Genomic DNA, 22,722 nt, shown 5'->3' with positions numbered 1-22,722 from the left:
TCCACACAAAAGGCAAGGAGTTCCACACAAGCACGCGAGTTCCACACAAAAGGCAAAGAGTTCCACATAAATGAAGCGAGTTCCACACAAGCACGCGAGTTCCACACAAACGAAATAAGTTCCACACAAGAGCCGCCGAGTTCCACATAAATGAAGCAAGTTCCACACAAAGGCCCATGAGTTCCACATAAGCACGCGAGTTCCACTCAAACGAAAGAAGTTCCACACAAGAGGCAAGGAGTTCCACATAAGCGAAGCGAGTTCCACACAAAAGGCAAGGAGTTCCACGCAAACACACGAGTTCCACGCAAACGAAAGAAGTTCCACACAAGAGCCGCCGAGTTCCACATAAATGAAGCAAGTTCCACAAAAAAGGCAAGGAGTTCCACACAAGCACGCGAGTTCCACGCAAACGAAGCAAGTTCCACACAAGAGCCAAAGAGTTCCACACAAATGAAGCAAGTTCCACACAAAGGCCCATGAGTTCCACAAAAAAAGCATGCCAGTCACTTAGTGGTGACTGGCACGCAATTTAATTTATTCTTGCATACTACAAACAACTTGTCCAACAGCTTTTGCTGCTACTAAGAGAGCATCTTCGTCGATATCGAATTTTGGATGGTGGTTGAAATATGGTTTTTCAACGCCTTTTGGTGAACATCCGATATAGAAGAAACAAGCTGGGAATTTTTCAGCGTAGTAAGCGAAGTCTTCAGATGGTGCCATTGGTGGGACTTCTCTTACTTCTGTAATTTCTTTTACATTTGCATTTTTTAGTGCTTCTGCTACTTTTTCTGTTAGTTCAGGATTATTGTACAAAGGTGGATAGTCTGGTGTATATGTTAGCTCACAAGTTACTCCAAATTCTTCCTCTAGTCCTTTGACAAGACGTCTTACTTCGCGTTCGATCGTTTCTTTTGTTTCAACAGTCATGTAACGGATATCGCCTTCAAGCTCGACGCTATCTTTGATTACATTAAATGTTCCTGCTCCGTCAAACGATCCAATTGTGATTACTCCAATGTCAAATGGACTTAATCGACGGCTTATGATTGTTTGAACTGCTGTTACAAAATGAGCACCGGCAACAATTGCATCATTTGCCAAGTGAGGGGAAGAACCATGTCCGCCTCGGCCTTGTATTTTCAATTTCATATAAGCTCTTCCGTTGAACACATAGCCTTTATTGTATCCAACCATCCCAGCAGGGGCAATTGGTAGTAAGTGAATTCCGAATACTTCATCTAGATCGTCTAACAAGCCAGATTCTACAATACTTTTTGCTCCACCTGGTGGAACTTCTTCCGCATGTTGATGAATGATTTTTACAGTTCCTGCTAGTTCTGATTTCAGTTGAATCAAACAATCTGCAAGGACTAACATATAAGCTGTATGCCCATCATGGCCACATGCATGCATGACACCTTCTGTTTTTGACTTGAAAGGTACTGGTGTTTCTTCGACAATTGGAAGTGCATCAAAATCTGCACGTAATCCAATTATTTTACCAGGTTTTTCTCCGACGATTGTTACGATAATTCCGTGACCATTACCGACATTTGTTTGTACATCGACGTCTTTTCCTTTGTAGAAGTCTGCAATATATTGAGCCGTTTTTTCTTCTTTAAATGATAATTCAGGATGTTCATGTAAAAAGCGGCGAATTTGAATCATTTCATCTTTGCGTTCATCCAACATGTTCATTAATTTGTCTTTCATAACTAATTCCCTCCTATTTTATATCACTAATACCTGCATTTTTTGGAACCAAGAAGATAATTGATAACAATGCTATTCCTGCGAAGATTACATTTGTAATAATACCGGCAGTTGCCGCTACATCTACTCCACTATTGATTGAGATCATTGCGTATACTGTTGCTGAAATCGCAACCCCGAAAGCAGAACCAAGTGAGCTCGCCATTTTATAAATACCTGAAGCAGCCCCAATTTTGTCATCCGGTGCATTCGATACGGCAGTGTCTGTTGATGGTGTTGCATAAAGCCCTAAACCTAATCCAAACATAGCAAATCCGATAAATACAACGACTGTGTATGCAACATCCGGTAAGAATGTTAAGCCCATGATACCAACACCGATAAGAGTTATAGTAGTACCCCAAAGCATAGGTTTTTTAGCCCCAACTTTTTGAAGGATTTTTTCCCCGACACGGATCATAGCAAGTACAACAATTAGATAACCGATAGATAGCATACCCGATTGGAAAGAAGTAAATCCTCTACCTTGTTGTACATACGTATTCGCAACAACAAGTGTTCCGGCAACAGCGTTAAGTAAGAAGTTTGAAATAGTTGCACCAGTGTATGGCAAGTTTTTAAATAGTCCAAAATCGATTAGTGCATTCGGTTTTCCATTTTCTACTTTTATAAAGATAATCGCACCAATTACTGCGACAGCTAATAGTGCAAGTGTAATCCAGTTTGTCCAACCAAGTTCAGAGCCTTGTGTGATGAAAATATTCAATGCTAACATTGTTATAATGAAGATAATTAGACCACTAATATCAAATTTCGAGTTACCAGTTTGTTTTGCTTTACTTTCTGGAGTATCTTTTAATAACCATAATGCAAGAACTGCGATGATAATTGAAAGGATGAAAATCCATCTCCAGCCCATATATGTTGCAACTGCTCCACCGAATAACGAACAAACACCCGAACCACCCCAAGAACCAATTGACCAGAAGCTAAGTGCGCGTTGACGATCAGCACCTTCGTAATAAGCTTTCACCAATCCGATTGTTGCTGGCATAATAGCAGCAGCCGATAAACCTTGAATGATACGACCGATAATGAGTAATGCTGGTCCAGTTGCTAAAACTAAACATAGCGAACCGATGATGCTTAATATAAGTCCAATATTCGTCATTTTTTTCCGGCCAATTTTATCAGCAAGTCCACCCGCTGCTACGATAAAAATACCTGAAAATAGTGCTGCTAAACTTATTGCAATATTTAATATTCCGGATGAAACACCTAAATCCGCTTGAACTGCGGGAACTACGTTTACCATTGCTTGAGCAAATAGCCAAAATGTTAATACCCCAAATACAATACCGATAAGCATTTTATTTGTACCTTTGTATGCTGTTTCCATAATTTTCACTCCTTGTTTTCTTCATATTTTTGATCATTTGTAGCACTCTAACTGTATACATTCACACGCTTGAAAATTTTGTTTTTGGAAAGCTTCCTTACATCTATTCTAACCAGTGTACCCTCGTCTATGCCCTGTCATAATTGCTCAGTTCATGCGTTTCAAAGGTTAACATTCTGACATGAAATAGTAGTTGGTACAAAATTGACGGTTGATTTTTTATCTTTCTTATAAAAACACGTGAAAAGCGCTAAAGAATGGTTTTTTAGATGGGATTTTGGGTGTTTGTTTTGTTTTTGTGGATTGGTTTTTTTGTTTTGTCGCGCTGAGGATGTGGATTGTCGCGTTCGGTGGATGCTTTGGCTTTTTGCATGGGCAAAAAGCTTCCAATTTTTGAAACTGCGTCCTGTCCCTGTGTCAGACTCAAATATTTCTTCAATTTGTGGCTGACACCGGGACAGGTTATTAAATCACGCTAGAAAAACCAACAAAGCGGCCAGGAGTTCGACACAAATGCCCCGTAGGTTTGTGGCTAACGCCTGGGAGCGATTCTACTTGGACAGAATCTCAGTGGGTTGGTTTGAGGAGTGCTTTCTTGTTTTAGCCACAAATTAGGGAGCATTTGAGTCTAAAATAAGAAAGCTTAGTTGGTTTTTCTGAATTTTTTTTGTGGCCCGCCCCTGTGTTAGCCACAAATTGGAAAGCATTTGAGTCTAACACAGGGGCGGGGCGGGGTATTTTTGCGGGGTATCCGCTTTTCTATAGAAGAAAGTAGGGTATCTTTAAAAAATGGAGCAGCATTCATCGTTATTAAAAAAGCCACCAGTATATTTGCATACCGGTGACTGTTGGTGGTTTAGCTGAATGTTTTATTGTACGTTTTGCGAATATCAAAAAAGTGGATGGCGTTAATCGATAGGTAGGAATAGAATGACCAATCGCCAATGATCGTCTCATCGAAGATCTCCATCGAAGGATGACTTAACCGATTAATATATTCCGTCACTTCCAAATCTACACCATGTATACTACTCAAGTTACCCCAGTGTTTATATAGTGCTCCGTTGTCTTTATCGAATATATATTTCCGGACCTGATATTCACCAGGCGATAGATTTGAAATCGTTACGCGTATGTCTTTGTTTAACTGTCTGAGGAAAGCATCTTCAATTGAAAAATAGGGGTTAATATTGTTACAGTTCATAAGTACTAACTGATAACCGCCCTCATATTCCGTCATGATGTGATCTTCTCCTTGTGCAATGATGTGACCTGATAATTTTTCAGCAAAAGCCAACGCATGATAGGCGGGGCGCTTTCCTTTGAAATAATGGAATAATTCCATTCCTTCCATTTGAATTCGATGATGTTGATCGCCAACTTCATGTAATTCGGTATTGATCCAAAAACCTAGTGACTGGACGTCTTTTGAAACTTCTAACACATTTTTCATTACTAATGCACCGCGGAAAAATGTTCCATTTGTGTAACGGGTATTACCTGATAATGTGTTCCATGTAGTTAAATGGAGTGGTTTTTCGATGTTAAGCTGTTTCAAATAGTTTTTCAATTTAGTTGTTTTTTCTTTTATAAAATCTTTAGCGAGTAAGAATCGATCATTTCTATTTTCATCAAAATCAATCGCTTCGTTTTGGTTCGCATGGTAGCCGATGAAGTCGATATGGTCTGCGTCCTGTAGCAGCCAAGCGTGATGATCATTCGTTATTTCTTTTTCAATTGAAAATGGTATATACACGCCAATTTGTATACGCGGTACAATCTTTTTCAAGGTGCTATAGAGCCTATCATATATGCGTTTCAGTTCTTTCCCGTCGACCGCAGAATAGTAAGGTTCATAGTAAAGAATATGCCATTTACTTACATAAGACTCCCCATACATTAACAAACAATGTTGCAAAAATCCGTGTAGCTTCAGGAAATATGCCTCTTCATCCATGGAGATATCTTGATAGGCAACACGACTAAATATGGATAGATCATGCTTCTTTAAAAAGTTTAGGGCGAGATCTGCTGTAAAATATGGGGAAGAAGTCGCGATAAGTTCGTCCGTTTCGACAGTTGGTAGGAATGTAGTATTACTAACTAAGTTTCGGACGCCTATGAAATTGAGACGTAGTTCATCTTTTACGGTCAGCACTTGTTCCCGGACATCTTCTCTTAAAATTTCTTTTAATTCGTGAATGATCAACACATGATCTGGTCTAGAAATTTTCTCTTTTATAGAAGTAGATGTGTCTAAATGTAATTCTTCATGACGGCTTTCCGTATTGCTGTACGTATTATTCTTCTCTGAAAGTAATGAACCTAATTTCGAAAAAATTTCCTTGGAATTTATTAATAAATCTACATCTTCCATTTGAAGTTCTTCTAAAGTATCCACTTTTCCTTCCACATGCTGGTCTCGATATGTTTTAGGTGTTTCCCCATATACTTCTTTGAAAAAATTGGCGAAAGATTTCGTATTTGGAAAGCCGTTTTTCATGGCAATGTGAGAAATGGAATCAGAGGTATAGAGTAAATCCTTTACACTGTGTTTCAATCGAATATTCATAAGAAACCGACTAAAACCCATCCCCATTTCTTGCTTAAAATAGCGTGATAAGTAACCGGTAGACACATACATTTTCTCAGCTATCTCATCGAGCGTAATAAGTTCTTGATAATTCTTTTCCAAATAATCAACGATTTGTATGAGTCGTTCATCTTCGGTATTTATTTTTTCAAAAACACTTCCTTCTTCTTTAAAACGGCGAATAAGAATTAATAGAATTTCACTAACAAGTCGTTGCATTTCAATGGCGTAGGTTTCGTCATTCCTAAAATAAGTGATGACCATTTCACCAAAGAATAGCCTAAGCTGATCGAGTAAAACCTCTCGCCCCATATCGATATCGCCTGAAAAACATTCAAATCGGCTATTCCGATACTCATCATAAAAAGGATCCATATATGTATCCGAAATTGTAAAACGAAGAACGCTATTTTGTTTATTTCCTTGCATTTCAAAAAGCTCATTGCGGTTAATGATGAGCAAATCCTTTTCTTTTAGTTGATAAATCCGATTTCTTGTTTCAATCTTAAGCTCTCCATCTATTACTAAAACAAATTCGATCCCACGATTCAACGTTTGTGCTACATAACCAATTCTCTGTATGCGAAGATCCAAATCCTTTTGTCGTTTATCCAAAAAAACACCACCTCATAACGAGCCATTCTCTATTTGTATACCCACATTATACCCACAATCAGCGGAATAACGAAAGTTGTTGGAGATGTTAGTTTTAAAGTGAATGTAGTGAGTTCCACACAAACAGCATGGAGTTCCACACAAACAAAGTAAGCTCCACGTAAAAGCAAACAAGTTCCACCCAAACGCACGAGCTCCACTGAAATGCATTAAGTTCCACATAAACAGCATGGAGTTCCACCCAAACAAAACAAGTTCCACATAAAAGCAAACAAGTTCCACCCAAACGCACGAGTTCCACTGAAATGCATCAAGTTCCACATAAACAGCATGGAGTTCCACCCAAACAAAACAAGTTCCACATAAAAGCAAAAAAGTTCCACCCAAACGCACGAGCTCCACTGAAATGCATTAAGTTCCACATAAACAGCATGGAGTTCCACACAAACAAAACAAGTTCCACGTAAAAGCAAACAAGTTCCACCCAAACGCACGAGTTCCACTGAAATGCATTAAGTTCCACACAAACAGCATGGAGTCCCACACAAACAAAGTAAGTTCCACGTAAAAGCAAACAAGTTCCACCCAAACGCACGAGTTCCACTGAAATGCATCAAGTCCCACATAAACAGCATGGAGTTCCACACAAATAAAAAAAGTTCCACATAAAAGCAAACAAGTTCCACCCAAACGCACGAGCTCCACTGAAATGCATTAAGTTCCACCCAAACGCACGAGCTCCACTGAAATGCATTAAGTTCCACCCAAACGCACGAGCTCCACTGAAATGCATTAAGTTCCACACAAACGCACGAGTTCCACCGAAATGCATTAAGTCCCACATAAACAGCATGGAGTTCCACACAAACAAAATAAGTTCCACATAAAAGCAAACAAGTTCTACACAAACGCATGAGTTCGACTGAAATGCATTAAGTTCCACATAAACACCAAGGAGTTCCACACAAACAAAGTAAGTTCCACATAAAAGCAAACAAGTTCCACACAAACGCACGAGTTCGACTGAAATGCATTAAGTTCCACATAAACATCAAGGAGTTCCACACAAACAGCATCAAGTTCCACACAAATCTCGCAAAAACACAAAATGTTCAAAAAACAATTGCTCAATATCATCCTATTTGTTATGATTTTATCAACACATCTCGCGAAGGGGGAGTACTTATACAAATCAATAGAAAAATTCCCGAATCCTATTATAATCTGATTCGTCTCAAGCATCGCCTGCCAATATCCCATAAAAAATACAATGATATCGTCGATGAAATCAATATCACCAAAGCTGGATACCACGGTGAAACCCGAACAGATTATTTCATCCAAGAAGTAGAGTTTCCTCAGGACGTACACATCATTCCAGACTTCCACATCAAACTTCACAATAATAGATACATTCAAATTGACACGCTCATCATCACGAAAAGTTATATTCTCATTGTCGAAGTAAAAAATATTAAAGGCACAATTATTTTCAAAGATTATCCTAGACAAATCGTTCGTGTTTTAAATGAAAAAACTCGATCCTTCAAATGCCCAGTTGTACAATTAGAACGAAATTTGGATGGTATAGAAAAATGGTTGACTAACAATAATTGGAATCTCCCAATTTACACTGCGCTCGTCTTTGCATCGGAAACCACCATCGTTGAAAATGCCCCGACTGATCAAAAAATATTCTTTGCAAAAGACTTTCCACTATATATCCAAAAACTTAATAACCTCAATCCCGCACTTTCACAAAAACAATTTCAACAATTAACTAAAGAACTCATCCAAACAAATAATAATTTCATAGAAATGCCACTTTGTAGAAAATATAATATCGATACGAACGAACTAAAAAGCGGAGTCTTATGCAAATCCTGCGGTGATAAGTTATTTCGCATTAACCAAAGAAAATGGACATGCCAATCCTGTGGCCAAGAAGATACCAATCCAATTGCCAACAACTTAGAAGACTTTTTTGTTCTAATGAAAAATGAAATAACAATGGTAGAATGCTTGCGATTACTAGAACTAGAATCCCGCTTCACCCTAAACTACACATTCCAAAAAATGCAGCTAATCAAAACAGGAAAAGGAAAATCCACCATCTACCGAAAGAACCCATCGAAACACACGAGTTCCACTAAGCCATCATCAAGTTCCACTGAAACACCATAAGTTCCACTAAAACATAATCAAGTTCCACCGAAACACACGAGTTCCACCAAAACATAATCAAGTTCCACTAAACCACCATCAAGTTCCACGGAAACAGACAAGTTCCACACAAACACCATCGAGTTTCACCAAAAACACCAAAACAACACGCACATCCACCAGGAAATAGCTTGAACTACATCAACATCACATATACAATCATATATAACAAAATATATGGAGGTCCTCTCATGAAATTAACCAATAATGAACTGGAAATCGTTGAGATTCTAGAAAAAAATGCACGAATCACAACGGAAGATATAGCGAAAATGATTGGGATAAGTGTAGAAGAAACAGAGCAGTCTATCAAAAAACTGGAGTATAATAAAATAATTGTGCGATATATTTCGCTTATAGATTGGACAAAGATTGAAGATCATCCAGGAGTTCGAGCTATGATTGATGTGAAAGTAACGCCAAAACGTGGTGTTGGATTTGATGACATTGCTGAAAGAATTTATCGTTTTGACGAAGTAAGTTCTGTTTATTTAATGTCAGGTACGTATGATTTATCGATTATTATAGAAGGTAAATCTATGAATGAAGTTGCAAATTTTGTATCGCGAAAGCTTTCTATCTTGGATTCAGTTATCTCAACAACCACTCATTTTATATTGAAGAAATATAAACATGACGGAATCATTTTTGAACCTGATAACAAAGACAAAAGAATAGTGGTGTCACCTTAATGCATTCAACAAAAAGTACATATGTATCAAAAATGGTTAGTGAATTAAAACCATCAGGAATTCGCAAGTTTTTTGATTTGGCAGCAGGAATGGATGGGGTTATTTCACTAGGTGTAGGTGAACCAGACTTTGTAACGTCATGGCATGTAAGAGAAGCGGCAATTGCTTCGCTTGAGCAAGGCTATACATCTTATACTGCAAATGCTGGTTTACTGGAATTGCGTGAGGAAATAGCTAATTACATGAAAACTCAGTTTAAAGTTGAGTATTCACCGGATACAGAGATCATTGTAACTGTTGGTGCAAGTTCGGCAATTGATATTGCGATGAGAACAATTTTAGATCCAGGTGATGAAGTAATCGTGATAGAACCATGCTTTGTTTCCTATACTCCAATGGTCACACTAGCAGGTGGAGTGGCTGTGACAGTTCAAGCATTGAAAGAGAATGATTTTAAAATCCAGCCTAATCAATTAAAAGCAGTTATTACAGGGAAAACAAAGGCAATTATGCTATGTTCACCTAATAATCCTACTGGCACTATGTTAAATACAGAGGAATTACAAGCAATTGCTGACCTAGCAATAGAGTATGATTTACTCATTATTGCCGATGAAATCTATGCCGAGCTTGTTTATGATGAAGAGTATACAAGCATGGCTGCTATTGAGGGCATGCAAGAAAGAACGATTTTAGTTTCTGGATTCTCCAAAAGTTTTGCTATGACAGGATGGCGTCTGGGGTTTGTTTGTGCACCTCCTGAAATTTCAGAGGCGATGCTAAAAATTCATCAATATGCATTAATGTGTGCGTCAACAACTGCTCAATATGGAGCTCTTGAAGCTCTCAGAAATGGTCGTCCAGATGTAGACGAGATGGTAAAAAGTTATCGTCGTCGTCGAAACTATATTGTCCAATCTTTAAATGAAATCGGATTGACATGCCATGCTCCTGGTGGTGCTTTCTACGCGTTTCCTTCTATTGAATCAACAGGATTAACTTCACAAGAGTTTGCAGAACAACTGTTGCTTAAAGAAGGAGTAGCCGTTGTGCCGGGTGATGTATTCGGTGAGAGCGGAGAAGGTCATATCCGCTGTTCTTATGCTTCATCGTTGGAGCAGTTGCAAGAAGCGGTTAAAAGAATGAAATATTTTATTGATTCTTTGTAAAAATAAAGCATGCCAGTCACCCGCACAGAGATGTGCGGGTGACTGGCATGCCGAAAATATACATAAAGTTTAATAACTAAATATAAGCCCATTCGCAGTTGAAGTGATACTGTGGATGGGCTTATTTTTATTAAATACAAGAAACTCAAAATTGTGATTTAAATATCTAAAGAAAATTTAATAACTCGACTAATTGCGACATTTATCTATATTGCAATGTATTACAATATAAAAACAATAGAACAGGAAGAAGCAATATATCATAAAGAAGATCAGCACTTATTAAATGCTAGAGAAGTTGCAAATCAACTAGATAGAGTCTATTCACAGTTGATCAAGGTAAATCCGACTAATTCAGAATATCGATATTCTCTTGCTAAATTGAAATTTGAAAAAGGAAAGCTTTTTAAAGGGACAAGAGACGATGATGCCTATTTTCTATTTAAAAAGGTATTAATGTATGATCCTAATCACTTAGAAGCTGTTTTAAAAATAGCTAATATACATGTATTGAAATTTGAGTGGTTACAAGCCTCAAAATTATTATCAAGTTTAGTAGGGAAAATTGATAATGGTAGTGGAAAAGACATAGAGATTGAATTCTGTTTAATTTATGCAACTACTAAATGCATATATGAAGAAATTGGAAGAAGCAGAACATTGGTTAGAAAAAGGACGTAAATTAGATGTTAAAAGAAAATATGAAAAAGAATTGTTTTCTGTAAGGTTTCATATAAATATGTTAAGTAATACTAAAAATTTTGTTATTCATCAAATTGGAAAAGAAAAAATAATTGTAACTTCATCAGAAGTAGAAAAACTAGTGATCGATTATGAGGATACAAGACTAACTAGCCGTGATTCTAAGGGATCAGCGGTTTTACTGCATATTGGAAGATTGAAGAAGCTTGCTAACGATTTAAATATTCCAGACCCAAGACACAATGATAACAGAGGTTTTAATAAATATTGAACAGAAAAAGATGTTTAGGACTTTCTAGAAAAGGAGGTGATAATTGATGATTTACGTGAATGAATGTAATAATTGTCATCGCGTTTGGGAATATGATACAACCGACTCCATAGGTTCTCATAATCCTCAATCCTGTCCACAATGTAATACGGCTAATTCAACCCTACTTAGAATTGAGGAATAGATAACAAGTCGAGGTTGGATTATTCCTTCCCTGGCTTTTTCCTAACTATTTTTTTATGGGAGTAGGGTAACATGGGAAGAAACATATTATTGGTACTTCTTTGTAAGTTTATCCCTTTAATCAATTGATAAATATGAAAAATGAACATGCCAAATTAGTACTTATTAATGGTTCGTCATTAGATGAATGGCTAGGGATTGATTTTGCTGCTTACAGTGATATTTCTAGCATTTGTTGGATGTTAAAAAATTGTTAGAAGAAAAGGGGTGTTGTTCATTTGTTAGATAAAATAAAAGGTGGACTTTTTGGTTTGGCTATTGGTGATGCTTTGGGTGGAACAACAGAATTTATGACAAAAGAAGAAATTAAAGAAAAGTATGGCAGTGTTAATGAGATTATTGGAGGTGGTTATTGGGGATTAAAACCGGGGGAGACTACGGATGATACCGCAATGACTGTTGCTGTTGCTTTGGGGATTATGGCAAACTCTAATCATCCTATTGAAGAAATAGGTAAGCGATTTTTAAGATGGCAAAATTCGGATCCTAAAGATATTGGAGTAACCATTCGTACCGTGTTTGAAAACTACAATGGTGATTGGTTTAAAGCTGCAGAGGAAGCCCATCATAATTTGAACGGTTTAAGTGCTGGGAATGGAAGTCTAATGAGATGTTTGCCAGTAGTGTTGGCATATTCGGATAAGAAAAAAATAAATGAAATGGCTACTCTACAATCAAAGATGACGCATTTTGATGATTTAGCAGCAGAAGCATGTGTCATTTATAGTAATATCGCTTTAAGACTTCTTGAAGGTGAAGAGCTACGCACTGTGATACTAAAAGAAACAAAGAATACGAGATATGCATCAAGTCTATATGAAGAACCAGATTGCCCACCGGACGGATATGTCGTTCATACAATGAAATGGGTATTACATTGGTTATTCACAAGCAACACATTTGAAGAAGTAGTTGTAGGCGCTACTAATATGGGGAATGATAGCGACACAATTGCAGCAATAGCAGGTAGTCTAAAAGGTCTTGAAGTAGGATTTAATAGTCTACCATTAATATTAAAAAATAAACTATTGGGCAGAAATGAACTTAGAGAACTAGCGAATGTATTTATTGAAATTAGAGATAAAGATACCCTGCTTATACAAGGAAATACTCAAACTTATATTTCGGATTTGGAGGATCAAACAAATAAGTTAATTAAATTAAATGATCAAAGAGTATCATACAAGGAACTAGTTATGGTTATTGAATCCATCAAGAAAAATGTTTATTTATTAAGGATTACTCTTCAAGTAGATGACGAAGAATACGAGAAGAAATTAGTGACATGGATGATGATTGAAAATCGTTATAGACGTTCAAGAAGACTTTTTGATCTAGGAGCACCTCTAATAATTATTAAACATGAGTTAGATTGGCTTTTGACTATGATAGATCATATGAATAAAAGACTTCAAGGAATAGAGCCTCAATTCACAGAGGATCAACTGGAAGAATTTGAGATGGAGGCATCGATACCGGAAATATATTAAAATATTAGTCTCGAGAGGTAAAAACCCTTAAATTCTTGTTTCATAGTAGACGGGCACTATTAAAGAATATATTTTTTGTGCGAAATCTATTTAGTTGTTAAAACTTAACCTAAAGAGGAGAATTATAAATGGCTAACTGGACTGCAGAAAAGAATGCTATTTGTTTTTATGAGTTAAAGGACTATATTAAATATTTAAGTACACTTGATGCAGGAACAGTAACGAATGAGAAGATATCATATATTAATAGGTTAATTAATAACTATCCATTACTAAAAGAACATGGAAATGCGAGTACAATAGTTCAACATATGGATTATTTATATGCTCTTTCATTAGGAGAGAAAGGCACTAGAACAGAAAAAGATAAATGTTATTTTGGAATTCTTAATAATCCAAATAAATACGTAAGTGATGGAACTCTGGAAGAAGTCGGGGAAGATCTAGAGGAAATGAATGAGCAGACAGAAATAGATATTGCAGAACAAGAAACAGAGGATATTAGTTTATCTGATAACCAAGTAGATTCCTTATTGTCATTTATTGGCTATGGTAATCTTAGTGAAGCCAACATAGCGTTTTTTGGTAATGAGGGAGGATTAGGTGGGAAAACTCCTAAAGAAAATATTGATCTCTTAACAAACTTGTATAAAAAATATCCTAATCAGTATCTGGATGGCAAGTGGGAAGATGGTTATTGGAACGTTGAAAAATGGAATTCGGAGGAAAGTCAAGAACCCGTACCTAATAGCCCATTTCTTTATTTAAGCTCACGCATCATTTTAGCACTTGAAAATCAAGAAAAGCCAATTGATACATGGTTTAAAACGGGAGATAGTTATACAAGGTCTATAGTCAGAAACTTTATCGCAACAGGTGGACTATATTCAAATAGGCCTGGTATTAAGACTGCGCTATTTGATTGGAGACCGCTACCAAGAAGTAATCAAAGAAGTCCTATACCTTATTCAAATGTGGATAAGAAAAAATATCTTGATGCTTTTGCATTTAAAAACACTCCGAATAATCCTTATTCGGAGTGGGTACAAAAAAGAATCAAGGTTATCAAAAATACATTTAATAAATTCGATATTGATATCTTACTATCTTTTGGTGAAGTAGATACAAAAAAGCAACTATTTAAAAATATTTGGGAAAACGTTGAATTTGAACATATTGTATTGGAACCGAGTAATAAGGAAATTCATATTTCCAAAAGTAAAGTTGGAAAAAACACAACAATTATATTAGCAAAGTTTTTAAGCTATGAACATTTTGGTTATGCAGGAGCAAGAGATTTAACTAAATATATTCAAAATCATTTAATTAGTAAAAAAAATACATCTGTGTAAGAAAGTGATCTACGCAATTATGACAATCAACTAAATGGTATTCATAATAATAGCTACCTCAGGATTTCTGAGGTAGCTAATTGTTTACTTGATATTTATAAAATATCTACTTAAAAATTGATGGAAATTAAAGTATGGAAAACCTACTAGATTGCTTCCACGGTCCCCTGATTTCTAACGATGAAAAGTGTTAGCAAAAAGTCTATTCAAAAGCGAACTGGAATGCATATATGTGTTGGTTCCGAAAAATCACCACTCCAAAAACTCCGGATATTCTTTCGTGTACCTTACATTATTTACATGTATGCCATCTTCCCGAGCAACTTCCTCAATCTGTCTTTTTTGTTTGAGATACTGTTGGTCTTGTTCCGCTAGTCTTTTAGCAAAGATACTGAGGTTTTTTTCTCGCTTTTCTCGATCCATTTCGATGAATTTGATATTGAGCATGTCCAAGTATTGTGTTGCGTACCCTTCGTATTTATCGATAACCCAAGTGGTAGCGGGGGTCATATATCTTTTTAGTTGCACGAATTTATTGACAGGCAGTGTTTCTTCTAAGCATGTGGCCACGGCTGCTTGGAGTTTGCGGACGGTAGCAATTGTTGCATCCCATGCATGTGTTTTATGATGCTTTTCATGAAGACGAATGAAGTCGTTGAGTGCATACCAGACGAAAATCATCTCTGGCCAATATGTTTCGAATGATAGGTAAATATTCATCTCTGAACCCGTGATGGAAAGTCTTTTCATTTGTTCCCGTTCGAGCCCGTTTGGAACATAGTGTGCTCCACGATTCCCCATCATCGCGTGACGTATGTCATAACAAACCCCAAGGACACGCAATCGAACAGCGTCGTAATAAATATACTCGCCTTCCTCACCAACGATGGTATGTAGTACTTCATATAATTCTTCGAAATCATGAATATCCCCAGTAGCAGTGACTCCTAATAGATTTGGTGTGTTTTGGATGTGGATCATTGAAATTCTCCTTTCTGTTAAGTATATAATAACTGTAGCCCCACTTGGGTACTAGAATGAAACAAATACGTATGGATCAAAGTTTCACTTTCTATGAAAGCGTCTATTTTTCAGTTCTTTCGGTAAGAATACAAACAAAAGTAATCCAAAGTGCTTCAGAAGTAGAAAACTAAAAAAAGGAGGTATATGAATGAATGTATTGATTGAGTGGACTTATAAATCTCCAAAAGGGTCGGGAACTGTTTTTCGCTCGGAGGAGATGCCAGCAGAAAAGGCTTTGCTGATTGTGGAAGACTTGGAGAAGACCGGGCGTGTGAAGGATGTTGTTTTTATTGATCAGTTCGATACTTCATGGATGGTCAAAGAGTTAAAGGGTTATTTGAAAGGAATTGAAACGGAACCGCATAATGTGAAGGTCTATTTCGACGGAGGTTTTGATATTGCTACGAGTAAGGCGGGACTCGGGTGTGTCATTTATTATGAGCAAAGTGGGAAATCATATAGACTGCGGCGGAATGCAGTTTTGACCAATCTTGTGTCAAATAATGAGGCAGAGTATGCTGCACTTCATCTGGCCCTGCTGGAGCTAGAATTATTAGAAGTACATCATTTGCCGGTCCAGTTCATCGGAGATTCGCAAGTGGTCATCAATCATATGAGCGAGGAATGGCCAGTAATCGAAAAGGATTTGTCGGTTTGGGCCAACAAGATCGATGAGAAGTTAAAAGTTCTTGGCATCCAGGCAGCGTATAAATTAGTGCCGCGAAAATCGAATACAGAAGCGGACAGGTTGGCAACCCAGGCGTTGAATGATATAGAGATTACGGCGAAGAGTGAACAGATGGGGTAGTTACGTGCCAGTCACTTTACGAGAGTGACTGGCACTCTAATATCGGGCTCCTCAAACCAACCCACCAAAAAAATTCTAACAAACTTCATAAATGCGCAAAACTCACATACGACATATTTTAAAATAAGTACAAAAACAGGAGAAAAGTCCCTTTTTGCACTTATTTTCGGATAAGTCGTATATGCAAATTGCTCTATTTTATGAATCGTGAGTAATAATTTAAATAGAAATATTAAACGTGTAGTAATGGTATGTGCCAATCTAGTCACAGTACTTGGTTTTTTCTGTGAGCGCGCCGAGGAGTTAGCCACAAATTGGAGGAGCATTTGTGTCGAACTCCTCGGCGCTGTGCGTGTTTTTCTCGCTTGGTTTAGTAACCTGTCCCGGTGTCAGACTCAAATATTCTCCAATTTTTGGATAAAAAAAGAAAGCGTTCCTCAAACGAACTCTATTCAACTTCATAAATGCGCAAAAATAAAATACAACATATTCTAAAAGAGCTACGTGACTGTCACGTAGCTCTTCTATGTCCATATAGAAGAAGGGCGCTTTTGCTTTTCTTAACTACTTACATTATGGTTTGTATTTTCTTGTTTTGCAGGGGATTCATTATTTGCCGCTTGTAAGGACTCATGTTTTTGTGGAATTTTCTTTTGTTGAGATTTTGGAAAAGCTTGTTTTGCTGCTGATTTGGACGCAGTATCTTGCACTTTTTCATTATAGTATTGAACGCTTGTCATCGAACCTTCTTCCACCATGCGATTGTCATCCGGGTCATTTGGATCCGAGAAACCGGCTTTTGTCATTTGTGTTGGTTTATGGTTTTGTGAATCCATATAAGATGCAACTTTGGTTTTCGTATTTTTCATCGCTGTTTTCGCCTTTTCTTTATTGTCCTTTTTGTTCAAATACATCACTGCGAAGGCAGCAATTCCTCCGATTAGTAGAGAACGTCTATTTCCATTAGCCATTTTCATCACTCCCATTTCTATTTTTATTATGTTACCCATTTTTATGATGAAAAAATCAAAAGGGAAGATTTGGGTAAAGACAGGTGTCGGAAGAATCTGGTATGATAATCAGAAAAGGTGGGTTTTATATGAATGTTGGGCGTAATGACCCGTGTCCTTGCGGGAGTGGAAAAAAATATAAGAAGTGCCACGGAGGAAAAGAAGTTGTTTCGATTAATGAAGTAATCGATGAACACATTTTCCAGATATTGGAACAATTTTATTTGGAGAATCCAGAACAAAGGGATATGTTTGAGTTAAATATGCATTTGACGAAATGGCAAAATGAGTTAAAGGGATTTTTGCCTATTGATCAAGTGGACCACTTAGCGGTTGATCATTTCTTGTTTGTAAAAAGGCAAGACATTTGGATCAAGTATATTGAACGTCGGCTGCAAAAAGCGGTAAGGCCTTCTATTATTAAATTGTTGGAGCAGTGGAAGCATCCGCTTGTGATCATCGGTGAAGTGATAAAAATGGAAGATGGTTTTATTAAACTGAAAGATGTTGTCGATGGACATATTTATAATTTAGTAAAACTAGATGAAGTGAATCCGAGGATAGGCGAATACGCGATGTCGATGTTCCTTCCTGACAGTAGACAAGATGCAGATGCTATTATGGTTATTTCTGGTATTACCTTCTTGCCAAATCGGCTAGAGGATGCGATGAAGGACATTAAGGCGTTTGCAAAGAAAACTAAATTGAGCACACAAGAGTTCTACAATGAGCACTGGTTAGAGTGCTGTGTGTTATTAAATAAAAAGAGTCAACCCATTATGACGCTTAAACAAGTGGAAATGCTCACTATATTGGAAGATTTCATAGAAGAATATGAAATTGAGGAAGAAAACCTTTTAAACTTTTTCAAAGTATATCTCATGAAAGTCTCTCCAAATCCTAGAAAAGCAGAGTCAGTTGTTGCAGGATTAATTCGTTTTGGGCAAGAATATTTATCTATTGTTGAATTTCCATGGACGAACAAAAAAATTGCAGAAATCTTCGAAGTATCTACTTCTACAATTCAAAAATACTTCGAAGAAATGGAAGAGTTTTTTATTTCAATTAATGAAGACTTTGAAGAAGAACAAATCCCACGAAACGTCATTTTCGAGCTGGGCACATACCCAAGACTTATGGAATTTAAAAACTGGGAACTAATGAAACATCTGGATAACGACGAATTGGAAAATGAAGCAGATCTAAAGGCACATTTAAGTAAAGTTATGAACAAGCCTTACAAACCGAAGAATAAAGAAGAAGATGCGCAGTTAAATGTATATGAAGGTTATTTTGCTGAAACGGAAAAAATTCGGGCAAACCACTGGAGGATAGCAGAACTACTGAATCCAACTAATCCTGATGTGCTCCTTCATCAAGCAGAATTGACGGAAGATGTGAATAAGGCAAAGGAATTGTACATGCTTGCAATTTCAGAAGCAAAGAAGCAATTTGATGATTCGTATGAAATCGCATGGGCGTTTGCAGAAAATCGTCCATATTTACGAGCGCTATTCACTTACGGGGTGTGGCAATTCGAACAAGGCAACTTCAAGGAAGCGAACAGTTATTTCAGTAAATTACTAAAACTGAATCCAAATGATAACCAAGGGGTTCGCTATATAGCAGTGAGTACATTACTGCATCTCCAAAAATACAAAGAAGCACAACAAATTTTACATGATTATAAAGACCAGAATGACCCAATATTCATATATTTATTTGTCTATTTGCAAAAATTACAAAACCTAATACACGAAGAGATGAGAGAATTGCTAGCAGTGAATTATTTCGCAATGAAACTACTAGATGACAAACCTGTTCCCCAAGCTTTCCCTAAATCAGCAGCAGTAGCAGCAGGTAGCGAAGAAGAAGCACAGATCATCTACACGCTTTTGAGTGGCTTAGTGTAGGAATTCGATAAAAGAATAGAATAAACAAAAAGCAGCCAGCTATAATTGGCTGCTTTTTGTTTGGGTTTTAATTTAAATGGAGGAAGCGGGCTCAACGACTGTTTTTGCTCGAATTTCCCTTGGGTTTGTGACTAACACATGTGCGTGGTTCCATAAAGCACCTCTCAACTGGAGGAAACTGGATAAGTGAGACAATCCACGCCACGAACGCGACAATCCCACAGATGAACATGACAAAAACCCACCCGAACGCAACAATCCACCATCTCAACGCGACAAACCCCCCCACCAAAAAGCACATTTTGTCACAAAAACAAGAATAACCATATAAAACTAAACATTCTGTATTTTCTAACATTAAGTGATGGTTAAATAGGTTTTTACAAACACTTAGTGTCATTGTTAGCGCTTTCAATACGGGATATAGTAATAACAAATGTAAGGCCTACATTATCAAACAACGAAATGGAGTGGTTTCATGCTTACAGGTAAAGAGTATTTGGAAAGCTTAAATGACGGTCGAGTTGTATTTCTAAACGGTGAAAAAATTGATGATGTCACACAACATCCGGCTTATCGTAATTCAGCTCAATCATATGCACGCATGTATGACGCTTTGCATGATCCAGAAAAACAAGATGTGCTTACAACGATAAATGAGTATGGAGATCGCACACATAAGTTTTTCAAAACTCCACGTTCTGTTGAAGATTTGTTAGGGGCACGAGATGCCATCGTAGAATGGTCAAAATTGAATTTTGGTTTTATGGGAAGAACACCAGATTATAAAGCTTCCTTTTTAGGTCACTTGGAAGGATATTCAGATTATTATGTAGGGTTTGAAGATAATGCAAAGGCATGGTATCGCAAGGCTGCAAGAGATTTACCATTTGTTAATCATACGGTTATTAATCCTCAAATGGATCGTTCAAAATCACTCCATGAAAACAAGGATGTTTTTGTACGAGCAGTGAAAGAACTTGATAACGGAATAATTGTAAGTGGTGCCAAAATGGTCGGTACAGCAGCTGCATTAACTAATTATAATTTTGTTGCAAATTATGGTCCAAAAGAACTGGGTAATGGAGATATAAGCCATGCATTAATATTCTTAGTTCCGATGAATGCGCCAGGTCTAAAAATGATTAGTAGACAATCGTATGAACTTCAAGCATATACAAATGGTTCTCCATTCGATTATCCACTTTCTAGCAGATTTGATGAAAATGATGCAGTAATTGTTTTGGATAATGTATTTATTCCTTGGGAAGATGTTCTTGCGTATAACAACGTCGAAGTGTCGAATAATTTCGTTGCAGAAACACATTTTGTCAATCGCTTTAGTTTTCATGGATGTGCCCGTTTAGGGGTGAAGCTGGACTTTATGACTGGTCTATTGATGAAAGCTACAGAAGCATCTGGTACTAATGGTTTCCGAGGTGTTCAAGCGAATATCGGAGAAGTTGTAGCACTTCGCAATATGATTTGGAGTTTGTCAACAGCGATGGCGACGAATCCAGATGTAGGACGTAATGGTGTTCTAGTTCCTGGTGGAGTTGCAGCGACTGCATATCGTGTTCTTGCCCCAGAGGTGTGGGTAAAAGTTAAAAAGATTTTTGAACAAGTCGTTGCTGGTGGTTTAATTCAATTGCCATCTAGTGCATCTGATTTCTTAAATCCAGAAATTCGTCCTTATTTAGATCAATACTATAAGGGAACTGGCGTAACGGCAGTAGAACGCGTCAAATTGTTGAAAATGGTTTGGGATTCAATTGGAACTGAGTTTGGTGGTCGCCATGAGTTATATGAAGTGAACTATGCAGGAAATCATGAAAATATCCGCTTAGAAGCGATGTATCATTCGATTGGTAGCGGAAACGCAGCTTCACATAAAGCTTTAGTTGATGAAGCGATGAGTGATTACGATTTGAACGGTTGGACAAATGCAACGTGGAAAGAAAAAATTACTACTACTTGAGGAGTGGGTTTTTAATGGATAGTCGTGAATTTCGCAATGCGATGGGCAAGTTTGCCACTGGTGTGACAGTGATTTCAACGGATGTTGATGGTGACTATCATGGTATGACCGCAAATGGTTTTATGTCGATATCATTAGACCCTGCTCTAGTTGCTATTTCCATTGGAGAACGTGCACAAACTCTTAAACTAATACAAGAAAGCAAGCGGTTCGGAGTAAGTATTTTAGCAAAAGAACAACTAGATATTTCCAAACGTTTTGCTGGACAAGTGAATGTAGAAGAGTCATTTCAATTTGATGTTTCAAATGGATTTCCTGTAGTTGCAGGTGCGTTAGTTCAAATCATCTGTCGAGTAGAGCAAGAAATCCAAGCTGGTGATCATACTATTTTTCTAGGACATCCAGAACAGGTGTATGTGAAAGATGGAGAACCATTATTATTTGCAAGTGGACAGTATGCTTCGTTGAACCCGCAATATGTAACATCATAAAACCAAAAAATTGGAGGAATATAAAATGACAAAATTGCATATAGAACCAATCTTTGATGTAGCACAAATCGCACACGTAGAGGTATTATCGGATAAGCCAAAAGAAACAATTAAATTTTTTACGGATATGTTAGGGATGCAAGTAATCGAGCAATTAGGCAATCAAACGTATTTAAGAGCATATGAGGATAATTATAAATATTCGCTAATTGTCACAGAGGCTGATGAACCAGGACTAGGCCATGTAGCATGGAGAACAACTTCTCCTCAAGCACTTGAACGTAGAGTAAAAGCGTTGGAAGCAAGTGGAAACGGGATTGGTTGGTCAACGGATCAGCATGGACATGGACCAGCATATCAATTTACTACACCAGATGGTCATTTAATGGAAGTTTTGTGGGAAGTAGACTATTTCGATTGTCCAGTTGAAAATCGTTCAAAATTACTTTCTAGAAGTCAAAAACGACCTCTACAAGGAGTTCCAGTTCGCAGATTAGATCATCTAAACTTAATGTCTTCCAATCCAGCGGCAGATGCAAACTTTTTAATTGAAAATTTAGGATTCAAGCTGCGTGAACAAATCGTGGATGATGGATATGTATTAGGTGCTTGGATTAGCGTATCTAATTTAGTGCACGAATTAGCTATTATGCAAGAACCGACAGGCCAAAAAGGTAAGTTGCATCATGTTTGCTATTGGTACGGGGTTCCTCAAAACTTATACGATGCAGCAGATATTTTGAAAGACCATGGTTATTTCATTGAAATTCCACCGAACAAACACGGGATTAGTCAAGCTTTCTGTATGTATGCTTATGAGCCAAGTGGAAATCGTGTAGAGCTTTTCGGAGATGCAGGATATCTTATTTTAGACCCTGATTTCCAGCCAATTACTTGGGAAATGAAAGATGTGCCAGGAAACGGCGATACATGGATTGGAGCAGTATTCCCAGATTCATTTTGGAATTATGGGACACCTGTCACAGCACCGGTAGCTTTGAAAGCAGTAGCAGAGTAAAAGAGGAGGTCCA

Annotated in this window: 17 protein-coding genes; 12 read left to right on the top strand and 5 right to left on the bottom strand. The window is 37.3% G+C overall.

Annotation, left to right across the window (positions count from 1 at the left end; all coding sequences use genetic code 11):
• Window positions 1-537: 537 nt before the first annotated feature.
• The 3 genes from C7437_RS07170 to C7437_RS07160 all read right to left on the bottom strand — a co-directional run bounded on the left by C7437_RS07170 (window position 538) and on the right by C7437_RS07160 (window position 6,326).
• Complete coding sequence (locus tag C7437_RS07170; protein ID WP_111438931.1) at window positions 538-1,719, bottom strand: amidohydrolase; 1,182 nt, start codon at window positions 1,717-1,719, stop codon at window positions 538-540.
• A 13-nt stretch (window positions 1,720-1,732) separates the two neighbouring features.
• Window positions 1,733-3,121: an MFS transporter gene (locus C7437_RS07165; protein WP_281269935.1), complete on the bottom strand. Its 1,389-nt coding sequence runs from the start codon at window positions 3,119-3,121 to the stop codon at window positions 1,733-1,735.
• Window positions 3,122-3,974: 853 nt separating this feature from the next.
• The gene (locus tag C7437_RS07160) at window positions 3,975-6,326 is read right to left on the bottom strand and encodes a helix-turn-helix domain-containing protein (protein ID WP_111438929.1); all 2,352 of its coding nucleotides are present in this window, start codon (window positions 6,324-6,326) and stop codon (window positions 3,975-3,977) included.
• 984 nt (window positions 6,327-7,310) lie between these two features.
• On the opposite strand from C7437_RS07160, the gene C7437_RS07145 reads away from it, so the two are divergent.
• The 7 genes from C7437_RS07145 (at window position 7,311) to C7437_RS07115 (ending at window position 14,468) form a co-directional block, all read left to right on the top strand.
• Window positions 7,311-8,510 carry an NERD domain-containing protein gene (locus tag C7437_RS07145; protein ID WP_111438926.1) on the top strand — a complete coding sequence of 400 codons (1,200 nt, stop codon included), beginning with the start codon at window positions 7,311-7,313 and terminating at the stop codon, window positions 8,508-8,510.
• A 230-nt stretch (window positions 8,511-8,740) separates the two neighbouring features.
• Entirely contained in the window at window positions 8,741-9,241 is a 501-nt protein-coding gene (locus C7437_RS07140) for an Lrp/AsnC family transcriptional regulator (RefSeq protein WP_111438925.1), read from the top strand.
• Complete coding sequence (locus tag C7437_RS07135) at window positions 9,241-10,410, top strand: aminotransferase (RefSeq protein WP_111438924.1); 1,170 nt, start codon at window positions 9,241-9,243, stop codon at window positions 10,408-10,410. The genes C7437_RS07140 and C7437_RS07135 overlap by 1 nt, the downstream gene beginning before the upstream one ends.
• Window positions 10,411-10,626: 216 nt before the next feature.
• A complete protein-coding gene (locus tag C7437_RS07130; RefSeq protein ID WP_111438923.1) occupies window positions 10,627-11,091 on the top strand; it encodes a tetratricopeptide repeat protein in 465 nt (154 codons plus the stop codon).
• Window positions 11,054-11,383 carry a hypothetical protein gene (locus tag C7437_RS07125; protein ID WP_111438922.1) on the top strand — a complete coding sequence of 110 codons (330 nt, stop codon included), beginning with the start codon at window positions 11,054-11,056 and terminating at the stop codon, window positions 11,381-11,383. The genes C7437_RS07130 and C7437_RS07125 overlap by 38 nt, the downstream gene beginning before the upstream one ends.
• Window positions 11,384-11,844: 461 nt before the next feature.
• Entirely contained in the window at window positions 11,845-13,116 is a 1,272-nt protein-coding gene (locus C7437_RS07120) for an ADP-ribosylglycohydrolase family protein (protein WP_111438921.1), read from the top strand.
• Between the two features lie 128 nt (window positions 13,117-13,244).
• Entirely contained in the window at window positions 13,245-14,468 is a 1,224-nt protein-coding gene (locus tag C7437_RS07115; RefSeq protein WP_111438920.1) for a hypothetical protein, read from the top strand.
• Between the two features lie 249 nt (window positions 14,469-14,717).
• On the opposite strand, the gene C7437_RS07110 is transcribed toward C7437_RS07115, so the two are convergent.
• On the bottom strand, window positions 14,718-15,449 hold the full coding sequence (locus C7437_RS07110) for a DUF6904 family protein (RefSeq protein ID WP_111438919.1): 732 nt from the start codon (window positions 15,447-15,449) through the stop codon (window positions 14,718-14,720).
• A 190-nt stretch (window positions 15,450-15,639) separates the two neighbouring features.
• On the opposite strand from C7437_RS07110, the gene C7437_RS07105 reads away from it, so the two are divergent.
• Complete coding sequence (locus tag C7437_RS07105) at window positions 15,640-16,299, top strand: reverse transcriptase-like protein (protein WP_111438918.1); 660 nt, start codon at window positions 15,640-15,642, stop codon at window positions 16,297-16,299.
• Between the two features lie 560 nt (window positions 16,300-16,859).
• On the opposite strand, the gene C7437_RS07095 is transcribed toward C7437_RS07105, so the two are convergent.
• Window positions 16,860-17,270, bottom strand: a complete 411-nt coding sequence (locus C7437_RS07095) for a hypothetical protein (protein ID WP_111438916.1) — start codon at window positions 17,268-17,270, stop codon at window positions 16,860-16,862.
• 128 nt (window positions 17,271-17,398) lie between these two features.
• Here C7437_RS07095 and C7437_RS07090 point away from each other — a divergent pair, with 128 nt between their 5' ends.
• The 4 genes from C7437_RS07090 to C7437_RS07075 all read left to right on the top strand — a co-directional run bounded on the left by C7437_RS07090 (window position 17,399) and on the right by C7437_RS07075 (window position 22,709).
• The gene (locus C7437_RS07090; RefSeq protein ID WP_170122333.1) at window positions 17,399-19,222 is read left to right on the top strand and encodes an SEC-C domain-containing protein; all 1,824 of its coding nucleotides are present in this window, start codon (window positions 17,399-17,401) and stop codon (window positions 19,220-19,222) included.
• Window positions 19,223-19,700: 478 nt separating this feature from the next.
• Window positions 19,701-21,200 (top strand): 4-hydroxyphenylacetate 3-hydroxylase family protein, encoded by a 1,500-nt coding sequence (locus C7437_RS07085; protein WP_111438914.1) that lies wholly within the window; start codon window positions 19,701-19,703, stop codon window positions 21,198-21,200.
• A 14-nt stretch (window positions 21,201-21,214) separates the two neighbouring features.
• Entirely contained in the window at window positions 21,215-21,691 is a 477-nt protein-coding gene (locus tag C7437_RS07080) for a flavin reductase family protein (RefSeq protein WP_111438913.1), read from the top strand.
• 25 nt (window positions 21,692-21,716) lie between these two features.
• Window positions 21,717-22,709 (top strand): catechol 2,3-dioxygenase, encoded by a 993-nt coding sequence (locus tag C7437_RS07075; RefSeq protein ID WP_111438912.1) that lies wholly within the window; start codon window positions 21,717-21,719, stop codon window positions 22,707-22,709.
• Window positions 22,710-22,722: the final 13 nt, after the last annotated feature.

Source organism: Psychrobacillus insolitus, assembly GCF_003254155.1.
Lineage (GTDB): Bacteria > Bacillota > Bacilli > Bacillales_A > Planococcaceae > Psychrobacillus > Psychrobacillus insolitus.
This window is presented reverse-complemented; position numbering and strand designations above follow the sequence as displayed.